This is a genomic window from Spongorhabdus nitratireducens, from assembly GCA_947387575.1.
In the GTDB taxonomy this organism is placed as follows: domain Bacteria; phylum Pseudomonadota; class Gammaproteobacteria; order Pseudomonadales; family Endozoicomonadaceae; genus CANDOC01.
Genome location: CANDOC010000011.1, coordinates 211059 through 220096, shown reverse-complemented (window position 1 = coordinate 220096; position 9038 = coordinate 211059). Strand labels below are relative to the sequence as shown.

Here is a 9038-nt window from a genome sequence, read left to right as displayed (position 1 = left end):
CGAACTCAGTAGTGAAACGGTTCCTCGCCGATGGTAGTGTGGGGTCTCCCCATGTGAGAGTAGGTCACCGTCAGGCTTTAAATATAAAACCCCAGCAGATAACTCTGCTGGGGTTTTTTCGTATGCGCAGAATAAAAAAAAATCAGGTAACTGGGTGATTGTGAGAAAAACTCTCAACCCTTCAGTTATACGTCAAAACTATGATCGAAAGATCAAATAAGCATCCAGCAGCTTTATTCGAGCAATTTGTGAGTGACTGGTTTGAGTTAATTGCACAAGGTAAATGGGATGAAGCATTCGCTTTGATTGATCTCCCTCCGAACTATGGTGATGCGTATACACCAGACAAGTACAAAGACGAAATTGAGAATGACCATTTTTGTCCTGGTACTATTTTCCGAGATGACAACCCAGAAATTATCTATAGCAACCCGAAAGATATATCTGAGAGTGCTAACCCAACTTTATATCCGTTAGATGGCACATCTGATTATTCATTTGAGTACGATGTCCCACTCAACGATAAAATCAGTGATCTAACATCAGGCTGGGAATTCAAGGATTTTGGTAAGTTCTATAAAGTTCGTTTGGATTTCTTGAATGTACTTTAGAAGATCAGTGCAAACGATATCAGGTGACGTTTATGGGCTTGGTAGGATATCCATGTGATTTTAGAAAACGTCTGTAGATTTGGTCAGTTGAGGCTCTGAGGCAATAACCAGAATAAAAGAAGCTGAATTGGATAGGATAAGAAAAGGGATAAGAGGAAAAGAAGAATATGGCAGGCCACGAGGGAATCGAACCCCCAACCCCCGGTTTTGGAGACCGGTGCTCTACCAATTGAGCTAGTGGCCTGCAGAAGACTGCGACAAACTGCCGTCTATCTCTGGCGTAGCAAAGGATAGCCACGCCGAACTGCGGAAAGAATACTAAAGCAGAGTGCTGTCAGGGTCAACTGTCTGAGGCTGAGAGGACGAGGCAAGGTAAATACGGGAGTAGGATAGAGATGTGTGGAGCGGGTGAAGGGAATCGAACCCTCGTCATTTGGTTGGGAACCAAAAGCTCTACCATTGAGCTACACCCGCATTCCTGAAGAAGAGTAGAAAGGCAGTAAATACAGAGGCTAAGAAAATACTAGCGATAGTTTCTTAACCTCTGCAAGTGACAGACGACAGTCAGCGCCTTAACAGAAGTGTGGCAGGTTGTTCGAGACCGGTTTCATCATCCGGATTTTGTTGGCGCTGCTCTTCAATATGCAGCTCTTCACTTTTACTCATCAGAGCCATTTGCTGCTGTTGTTGCTTCTCTGCGCGTCGCATCAGCCACCAGGCAATAAAAGCGACCAGAGACACGGCAAAGATGATCAGGGTGGCCAGAGCATTGATTTTAGGCGATACCCCCAGCCGCACAGACGAAAAGACAACCATCGGCAATGTACTGGCGCCAGGACCGGATACAAAGCTGGCAATCACCACATCATCCAGTGACAGGGTAAAAGCCAGCAGCCAGCCAGCTACAACAGCCGGCATGATTGATGGCAGTGTTATCAGAAAAAATGTTTTGACCGGTGGTGCACCCAAGTCCATCGCCGCTTCTTCAATGGAGATATCCATTTCTTTCAGGCGGGAAGAGACAACAACACAAACATAAGCCGTACTGAAGGTGACATGAGCTATCCAGATAGTGGTCATGCCCCGCTCTGCAGGCCAGCCAAACATCTGTGCCATGGAGACAAACAGCAGTAGCAGGGAAATACCGATGATCACATCAGGCATTACCAAAGGGGCTGCAATCATACTGTTAAACAGGGTTCTGCCACGGAAGTTACCAAAGCGGCTGACAACCAGTGCGGCCATGGTTCCCAGCACAATAGCCATAGTGGCACTGAAGAAAGCAATTTCCAGACTGGTCCATACCGCACTGATCAGTTGATCATCTTCAAACAGTTCAAAGTACCATTTGGTGGAAAAACCTGACCAGAGGGTCACCAGGCGGGACTCATTGAAGGAATAGACAATCAGCACCAGCATGGGCAGGTACAAAAAGATCAGACCCAGTATCAGCATGATATTGGAAAAACTGAAACGACTGCGGCTCATCGTTGTCCCTCCAGTTCACGGGACTGCTGGTGCTGGAACAGCATAATCGGTACCACAAGCACAACCAGCATCACCATGGCCAGCGCTGAAGCGATGGGCCAGTCGCGGTTACTGAAGAACTCCTGCCATAGCAGTTTGCCTATCATTAGCGTCTCTGAGCCACCCAATAACTCAGGAATAACGTATTCTCCGGTTGCAGGAATAAATACCAGCATGGAGCCGGCGATGATGCCGGCTTTGGACAGTGGCAGGGTCACTTTGAGGAACGTTGTCAGAGGACGTCCTCCGAGGTCTGCTGAGGCCTCCAGTAGCGAATTATCAAGTCTTACCAGGTTGGCATAGAGGGGCAGCACCATAAACGGCAGATAGGCGTATACGATGCCTATGTAGACGGCGATATTCGTATTCATGATCTGCAGTGGCTGATCAATCATACCGAGCCACATCAGACTGTTGTTGAGTAGACCGTTGGTACTCAGGATGCCCATCCAGGCATAAACCCTGATCAGGAATGAAGTCCATGATGGTAATAGAATCAGCAACAACAGAATGTTTTGCCATTTGGACTCCATCCGGGCCATGGCGTAAGCCATGGGATATCCCAGCAGCAGGCACAGCACTGTAGAAACAAATGCAATCTCTATCGCGCCGAGATAAGCATTGATATACAGACTGTCTTCTACCAGATAAAAGTAGTTACCCAGATTTAGCAGTATTTCCAGCTGTTCATCAGCATAGGTGACAAGATCACTGAAAGGAGGAATGGCTACCATTGCCTCGGCGAAACTGATCTTCAGTACGATGGCAAAGGGCACCATAAAGAAAATCAGCAACCACAGGTAAGGAATGGCCGTGACAATACGGCGGAGAACATTCCGGTCAGAATGGGAGGTGTATGCATTCATGAGTTCAGGACAACTCCACTGGTTGAGTCCCAGCTAACGTAGATTTCGTCCTCCCAGGTCGGGTGATCGGCAGTCCGAATGACATTGGCACGGTGAGATTGAATCAGCATGCCGGAAGGCAGGCGGATATGATAAACGGACTGGGCACCGAGGTAGGCAATATCTTCGATTACACCCTTGGTCCAGTTATATTCCTGTTCCGGTTTTTCCCGGGTAACCAGCATTTTTTCCGGACGCACTGCAACCCAGACTCGGGGCTCTTCGAGTGCACTGGTAATACCATGTCCGATATGAATTGGCGCTGTAATGGCTGAAGAGTTGATCATTACGTGATCAGCTTCCTGATGCTCAATTTCGCCCTTGAAGATATTTACCGAGCCCACAAACTCGGCAATCATGCGTGAATTGGGGGTTTCATAGATATCCACCGGGGTTCCGACCTGGACAATCCAGCCGGCATCCATAATGCCAATGCGATCAGCCATGGTCATAGCTTCTTCCTGATCATGGGTTACCATCAGGCAGGTGACGCCTACTTCTTCAAGAATATCGACAACTTCGAGTTGCATGCGGGTGCGCAGCTTTTTATCCAGTGCGCCCATCGGTTCATCAAGCAACAGCAGTTTCGGGCGCTTGGCCAGAGAACGTGCCAGGGCAACCCGCTGGCGCTGACCACCGGATAGCTGATGTGGCTTACGGCGGGCGTAGCTGGTCATATGAACCAGTTTCAGGATTTCATTAACACGGTCACGAATTTCATCTTTGGGCAGCTTGTCTTGCTTCAGCCCGAATGCGACGTTTTGTTCCACCGTCATATGTGGAAACAGGGCGTAAGACTGAAACATCATATTTATGGGACGCTTGTAAGGTGGCAGGTTGGTTATATCCTGACCATCGAGGATGATGCGTCCTTCGGATGGCTGTTCAAAACCTGCCAGCATTCTCAATAAAGTTGACTTGCCGGAACCTGAGCCACCGAGCAAAGCAAAAAATTCACCTTTATTGATTTTCAGGGTGACATCATCAACCGCTACGGTTTCATCAAAATGTTTGCTGACTTTTTCGATCGACAGCAGCACTTCTTTTTTTTCAGGCTGTGACTGTTTGCACGCCCCTGGAGGTAATGTCATTGCAGCTTTTCTCTTACAAGCGTTTCAGAACCATGTGTGACACCGGAAATATGAGGGGTTTATTCTCTTTTACCGAGGCGGCGCATTCTCGCTGATTTGTATCGGGTTGGAAATGGTGGCAGATGTACTTATTTAATCCGTGTCAAGACAGTGCTTTTTGATCGTAGTATCCCGTGCGATACCTGCTATTATTAGCCGCTGTTTTCACTTTCCGCGGTGACAGGGAGTGTCAGGAGTATAAAATAGAGTCGTAATTCGTACGATTCCGTACTTCCTCCCTCACTTTTTCAGTTACCCATGAGCCTTGTCTGTACATCATGAGAAGTAGAAAAGAAGTTACTCGTCAGCTGGACAGAATTGACAAAAATATTCTGCGCGCCCTTCAAGAGAATGGTCGTATCTCCTATGTGGATCTGGCTGACCAGGTGGGCCTGAGTACGACCCCTTGTATGGAGCGGGTTAAGCGACTGGAACGCGAAGGTATTATTCAGGGCTACTCGGCTGTTCTTAACCCGAAGCAGTTACGTGCCGGTTTGCTGGTTTTTGTCGAAATCAGTCTTTACTCGAAGTCTGCAGATATTTTTGACGAATTCCGTCAGGCTGTAGGCAGTCTGCCTAACGTTCTGGAATGTCATCTGGTATCCGGTGATTTCGATTACCTGATTAAAGCCCGTATTTCCGAAATGGCATCTTACCGTGAGCTGCTGGGGGATATCCTGCTCAAGCTGCCCGGTGTACGGGATTCCAAAAGCTATATTGTGATGGAAGAAGTGAAGGAAACTCTGAATCTGCCCATTCTGGACTGAACAGGGTAATCACGGCCTGCAGAATTTTGCCAAGCATTGAGTGACAGCATGCTGCAGGCCATGAAGGGTGTGTTGTCTGAGAATATTAATGTTCGGGGCTATTTTCTTTTGCGTTAGTAATCCCGGATGAAATATTTGAGTGCAACCGAATCCTGCTCTTCTATTTCGATCAGCTGAAAACCGGCAGCAAACTTTTCGGTATCTTCTACCGTAGGCTGGCACCATACACACTCCGCCTGAAGCCTGATCGTTCTGACGCCCGGATACTGGGGGGGCAATGAGAGATCAAATTCAAAAGTTTCGCTGGGCTTGACTGCCCGGTGGGTATGCAATTTGAAACCGGTACTGGATACATCAGACAGTTGACCGATATCTTCTCCGTTTTCGCTTAAACAGACTCTGGCATCAGCCTCGAGTTGCTTCCGAGGATTTAGACGCTGTTCTTTTATGGTTTCATCCATAATGCACTCCTGGCGTTTGTTCTCAATTAAGAAAACAATCCTTATATATTCTGTTTATGACTGAATAATTACTGCTTTATTCCATGGCAAAATGACTTAGATAAACCCTTTTTAAGGTTTGTTATTGTTCTTTGTCTTTTCAGAGAATGGAATTTCAGTATACGGGGACATTTATTTTAAAGCGAATCAGCCTGTAACCCTCTAAAACGCTGCCTTCTTTCGCTGTGTACTAAAATTAAAACAATGAATCGACACCGGGGAACCTGTGGGACAGTTTCAAGTCCGACAAGCTCCTGGAAGAGACTAACCTGAAGTTTCTATACCTGTCTGGTGCACGGAGGGACCCACATGTTCAGCCGAATGAAAGAAGCACAAATCAACGACATTCATTTCCGGCACGATAAACCAACGGGTTTAAAAGCCATGATTGCTATTCATAGCACACGGCGCGGGCCGGCTCTGGGAGGATGTCGCTGTATACCTTATGACCACACGGAAGATGCGCTGGCAGACGCCATCGATCTGGCCCGGGGAATGAGCTACAAAGCGGCATTAGCCGGACTTGATCTTGGTGGTGGCAAGGCAGTGATTATGGAGCCAGCTGAGGCTTATGACCGTGAGGCACTGTTCAAGGCTTTTGGACGCTTTGTCGAGGAGTTGGGCGGACGCTATATCACTGCGATGGACAGCGGCACCATGTTGCAGGATATGGACTGGATCTCCACCGAAACGAGGCATGTCACTTGTACTTCACACAGTGGTGATCCATCCCCCTATACCGCCAGAGGTGTCTTTGCTGCGATTAAAGCCTGCCTGCAGGCCTCAGATGCGTTACCGGATACATTGCAGGGATTGCGTGTTGCCGTTCAGGGCGCAGGTAACGTCGGATTCGAGTTGTGCCGCCTGTTACATGAAGCGGGTGCGCAGTTGCAGGTTGCTGATATTGATGAGGAACGGCGCCAGTGTTGTATTGATGCGTTTGGTGCGAACACTGTACCGGTGGATCAAATTCTGACAACAGAGTGCGACATCCTGAGCCCGTGTGGGCTTGGTCACATTCTAACCGAAGAGCTGATTCCCAAACTGCGTTGTTCTGCCATTGCCGGCTCAGCCAACAACCAGCTGGCAGGACCGGAAGTTGGTCTGGCGCTTTATCGACAGGGTATTCTTTATGCACCGGACTACCTGATTAATGCGGGTGGACTAATCTTTGTTGCGATGAGCCATGAAGGGCAATCAGAAGCAGATATTTATCACCGGGTTGATGAATTGGGTGATACCTTGCTGAAACTGTTTCATCGTCAGGAACAAAGCGGAGAGGCAAGCAGTCTCATTGCAGACCGGATGGCGGAACAAATTCTCTATGGCAATAATGATGAAGCTGTAGCAAGCTGAACAGAAGCCATACATAACACTACCCCCAAGGTGTCTTCAGGGATGAGCGTTGTGGATAACGACCGATCAGCCATGAGCAGAAAATGTCGCCACGCCTAACTATGAAAACAGCGGCATTTTCATAGTAATAACATCTGAAGAGGCTACTGCATGATAACTCCTCGTGTTGAGGTTCCTTTTCTTCAGTACCTGGATGAAAAGGGGGCGCCGATTGCCCCCCTTCCGGACTGGACAGCAAACCCGGATATTCTCCTCCACTATTACCGACAAATGGTTCTGGCCAGAGTTGTAGACCAGAAAGCCATTGCTTTGCAGCGTACCGGTCAAATGGGCACGTATCCTTCCTGCATGGGACAGGAAGCGGTCAGTACCGTATTTGGTCATCTGTTACAGCATGATGATGTGCTGGTACCCTATTACCGCGATGTGCCGGGTCAGCTACAACGAGGAATGGAGATTGAAGATATTTATCTCTATTGGGGGGGGGATGAAAGAGGCAGTGCGCGGCCTTCGCAACGCAAAGACTTTCCCAACTGTGTGCCTATTGCAACTCAGGCCGGCCATGCTGCAGGCATTGCGACCGCAATGCGAATTCGCAATCAACACAACGCCGTCTTGTGCAGTTGCGGTGATGGAGCGACATCTAAAGGGGACTTTCTTGAAGCACTGAATCTGGCAGGTGTCTGGCAGCTGCCCATGGTCTTTATTATCAACAATAACCAGTGGGCTATCTCTGTTCCTCGTAAGTTGCAGTGTGGTGCACCGACGCTGGCTCAGAAAGGTATCGCTGCGGGGCTGCCGTGTGTGCAGGTGGATGGTAATGATGTCATTGCATTGCATGAAGCCATTGATCAGGCTTTGCAGCATGCCCGCTGTGGCAAGGGGGCAACTGTTATTGAGGCGATCACCTACCGCCTCAGCGACCACACCACGGCTGATGATGCGACACGCTACAGACCTTCCGAAGAACTGAAGCAGGCTTGGCTGAAAGAGCCGATTAAACGGTTACAAACCTGGCTGCATCAGAACGATCACTGGGATGAAGGTAAGGAACAGCAACTTCAGGAAGAAGCCTCTGCCAAAGTTCAGAAAGCCGTCGAGAACTATCTGAATACACCGCATCAACCGATTTCGGAACTGTTCGATTATCACTATGCTGAGATTCCGCCAGGGCTGGAGAGCCAGAAAGAGGAAGCACTTTCAAGAATGACTGGGCAAGCAGCCGGGCAGGAGTCTTCGATATGAGTGAACAACGTATCACGCTGGTGGAAGCAGTAAATCAGGCCCTGCACTATTCGATGACCCATGATGATAATGTCGTGGTGTTGGGAGAAGATGTTGGCACAAATGGCGGTGTGTTTCGGGCAACCGTCGACCTGAAAGAAAAGTTTGGTCTGAAACGGGTGATGGATACTCCGCTGGCGGAAACCCTGATTGCGGGTATCAGCATTGGCATGGCCAGCCAGGGACTGAAGCCGGTTGCTGAAATCCAGTTTATGGGTTTTATCTTTGCTGCTTATGAACAGATGATCTCCCATGCTGCCCGAATGAGAAATCGCACCCGGGGCCGGCTTACCTGTCCGATGGTGATGAGAGCGCCGTTTGGTGGCGGAATTCATGCACCGGAACACCATTCTGAAAGTACCGAAGCGTTATTGGCTCATATTCCCGGATTAAAAGTTGTGATGCCTTCATCGCCACGTCGAGCTTATGGTTTGTTGCTGGCAGCCATCAATGATCCAGATCCGGTTATTTTCCTGGAGCCCAAGCGCATTTACCGTGCGGTTAAACAACCGGTTCCTGATGATGGTAAAGAGTTACCCATTGGCACCTGCTTTACGCTCAAACAGGGGGATGACATCACGCTTGTCACCTGGGGCGCATGCGTGAAGGAAACTCTGGAAGCATGGCAGCAACTGAAGCAGGAAGGTATCAATGCTGAAGTCATTGATGTGGCCACTATAAAACCACTGGATATGGATACCATTCTGGCTTCTGTTTCCCGTACCGGGCGCTGCGTCATTATCCATGAAGCGGCTCGCAGTTTCGGTGTTGGTGCTGAAATTGCTGCAGAAGTTTCCAGTCAGGCCTTTCTGAGTCTGGAGGCGCCAGTCAGGCGGTTAACCGGATACGACATCACGATGCCCTATTACCGAATGGAGCATCACTACTTGCTGAGTTCAAAAGATATTGTTCAGGCTGCCAAAGAAACACTTGAGTATCAGTAGATAGCAGTACATCA

The 9038-nt window shown here is 48.8% G+C and carries 9 protein-coding genes, 2 tRNA genes and 1 rRNA gene; 6 read left to right on the top strand and 6 right to left on the bottom strand.

Annotated elements, in window-relative coordinates; translation table 11 throughout:
• Both rrf and ACYZZ0_RS19420 read left to right on the top strand, forming a co-directional pair.
• Positions 1-76 (top strand): 5S ribosomal RNA (gene rrf, locus ACYZZ0_RS19425); the annotation flags it as partial.
• A gap of 124 nt (positions 77-200) precedes the next feature.
• Positions 201-611, top strand: coding sequence for a hypothetical protein (locus tag ACYZZ0_RS19420; protein ID WP_461538316.1), 411 nt, complete (start codon positions 201-203; stop codon positions 609-611).
• Between the two features lie 168 nt (positions 612-779).
• Here the strand turns inward: ACYZZ0_RS19420 and ACYZZ0_RS19415 are convergent.
• From ACYZZ0_RS19415 to ACYZZ0_RS19395, 5 genes are all read right to left on the bottom strand, one after another.
• Positions 780-855, bottom strand: a tRNA-Trp gene (locus ACYZZ0_RS19415).
• Between the two features lie 156 nt (positions 856-1011).
• Positions 1012-1085 (bottom strand) — tRNA-Gly (locus ACYZZ0_RS19410).
• A 90-nt stretch (positions 1086-1175) separates the two neighbouring features.
• The gene (locus ACYZZ0_RS19405) at positions 1176-2099 is read right to left on the bottom strand and encodes an ABC transporter permease subunit (RefSeq protein ID WP_461538315.1); all 924 of its coding nucleotides are present in this window, start codon (positions 2097-2099) and stop codon (positions 1176-1178) included.
• On the bottom strand, positions 2096-3004 hold the full coding sequence (locus ACYZZ0_RS19400) for an ABC transporter permease subunit (protein WP_461538314.1): 909 nt from the start codon (positions 3002-3004) through the stop codon (positions 2096-2098). The genes ACYZZ0_RS19405 and ACYZZ0_RS19400 overlap by 4 nt, the downstream gene beginning before the upstream one ends.
• A complete protein-coding gene (locus ACYZZ0_RS19395; RefSeq protein WP_461538313.1) occupies positions 3001-4134 on the bottom strand; it encodes an ABC transporter ATP-binding protein in 1134 nt (377 codons plus the stop codon). The genes ACYZZ0_RS19400 and ACYZZ0_RS19395 overlap by 4 nt, the downstream gene beginning before the upstream one ends.
• Before the next feature lie 317 nt (positions 4135-4451).
• Here ACYZZ0_RS19395 and lrp point away from each other — a divergent pair, with 317 nt between their 5' ends.
• A complete protein-coding gene (lrp, locus tag ACYZZ0_RS19390; protein WP_461538312.1) occupies positions 4452-4940 on the top strand; it encodes a leucine-responsive transcriptional regulator Lrp in 489 nt (162 codons plus the stop codon).
• 113 nt (positions 4941-5053) lie between these two features.
• Here the strand turns inward: lrp and ACYZZ0_RS19385 are convergent, their stop codons facing one another.
• Positions 5054-5401, bottom strand: a complete 348-nt coding sequence (locus tag ACYZZ0_RS19385) for a PilZ domain-containing protein (RefSeq protein WP_461538311.1) — start codon at positions 5399-5401, stop codon at positions 5054-5056.
• Between the two features lie 348 nt (positions 5402-5749).
• Here ACYZZ0_RS19385 and ACYZZ0_RS19380 point away from each other — a divergent pair, with 348 nt between their 5' ends.
• From ACYZZ0_RS19380 to ACYZZ0_RS19370, 3 genes are all read left to right on the top strand, one after another.
• Entirely contained in the window at positions 5750-6796 is a 1047-nt protein-coding gene (locus tag ACYZZ0_RS19380) for a Leu/Phe/Val dehydrogenase (RefSeq protein WP_461538310.1), read from the top strand.
• 150 nt (positions 6797-6946) lie between these two features.
• The gene (pdhA, locus tag ACYZZ0_RS19375) at positions 6947-8041 is read left to right on the top strand and encodes a pyruvate dehydrogenase (acetyl-transferring) E1 component subunit alpha (protein WP_461538309.1); all 1095 of its coding nucleotides are present in this window, start codon (positions 6947-6949) and stop codon (positions 8039-8041) included.
• Positions 8038-9024 (top strand): alpha-ketoacid dehydrogenase subunit beta, encoded by a 987-nt coding sequence (locus tag ACYZZ0_RS19370; RefSeq protein ID WP_461538308.1) that lies wholly within the window; start codon positions 8038-8040, stop codon positions 9022-9024. Before pdhA ends, ACYZZ0_RS19370 begins: the two co-directional genes overlap by 4 nt.
• Positions 9025-9038 lie beyond the last annotated feature (14 nt).

What these genes read in the sequence shown, in the direction of transcription:
- ACYZZ0_RS19420 (WP_461538316.1), top strand. Translation starts at nt 201, where the DNA reads ATGATCGAAAGATCAAATAAGCATCCAGCAGCTTTATTCGAGCAATTT.
- ACYZZ0_RS19405 (WP_461538315.1), bottom strand. Translation starts at nt 2,099, where the DNA reads ATGAGCCGCAGTCGTTTCAGTTTTTCCAATATCATGCTGATACTGGGT.
- ACYZZ0_RS19400 (WP_461538314.1), bottom strand. Translation starts at nt 3,004, where the DNA reads ATGAATGCATACACCTCCCATTCTGACCGGAATGTTCTCCGCCGTATT.
- ACYZZ0_RS19395 (WP_461538313.1), bottom strand. Translation starts at nt 4,134, where the DNA reads ATGACATTACCTCCAGGGGCGTGCAAACAGTCACAGCCTGAAAAAAAA.
- lrp (WP_461538312.1), top strand. Translation starts at nt 4,452, where the DNA reads ATGAGAAGTAGAAAAGAAGTTACTCGTCAGCTGGACAGAATTGACAAA.
- ACYZZ0_RS19385 (WP_461538311.1), bottom strand. Translation starts at nt 5,401, where the DNA reads ATGGATGAAACCATAAAAGAACAGCGTCTAAATCCTCGGAAGCAACTC.
- ACYZZ0_RS19380 (WP_461538310.1), top strand. Translation starts at nt 5,750, where the DNA reads ATGTTCAGCCGAATGAAAGAAGCACAAATCAACGACATTCATTTCCGG.
- pdhA (WP_461538309.1), top strand. Translation starts at nt 6,947, where the DNA reads ATGATAACTCCTCGTGTTGAGGTTCCTTTTCTTCAGTACCTGGATGAA.
- ACYZZ0_RS19370 (WP_461538308.1), top strand. Translation starts at nt 8,038, where the DNA reads ATGAGTGAACAACGTATCACGCTGGTGGAAGCAGTAAATCAGGCCCTG.